This is a genomic window from Streptomyces colonosanans (assembly GCF_001866645.1).
Lineage (GTDB): Bacteria > Actinomycetota > Actinomycetes > Streptomycetales > Streptomycetaceae > Streptomyces > Streptomyces colonosanans.
Map to the genome: position 1 here is coordinate 1 of NZ_MLYP01000133.1, position 427 is coordinate 427.

Below are 427 nucleotides of genomic sequence, written 5' to 3' on the forward strand. Positions count from 1 at the left end.
GGCGCAGGTGCCCGGGGTGGCCGGCGTGTGGAAGGACCTCACCGACTCGGTGAACCTGATGGCCGGCAACCTGACCGCCCAGGTGCGCGGGATCGCGCAGGTGACGACCGCGGTCGCCAACGGCGACCTGTCGCAGAAGGTGACCGTGTCGGCGCGTGGCGAGGTCGCGCAGCTCGCCGAGACGATCAACCAGATGACCGAGACACTGCGCACCTTCGCGGACGAGGTCACGCGGGTCGCCAACGAGGTCGGCGCCGAGGGCCGGCTCGGCGGGCAGGCGAACGTGCCAGGCGCTGCGGGCACCTGGAAGGACCTCACCGACTCGGTCAACACGGTGTTCAGGAACCTGACCACCCAGGTGCGGGACATCGCGGCCGTCACGACGGCCGTGGCCAGCGGTGACCTGTCGCAGAAGGTCACCGTGGAC

At 70.7% G+C, this 427-nt stretch carries 1 protein-coding gene; it reads left to right on the forward strand.

Annotation, left to right across the window (positions count from 1 at the left end; translation table 11 throughout):
- The coding region (locus BIV24_RS30655; RefSeq protein ID WP_143064707.1) for a HAMP domain-containing protein at window positions 1-427 on the forward strand (427 nt) is incomplete at both ends.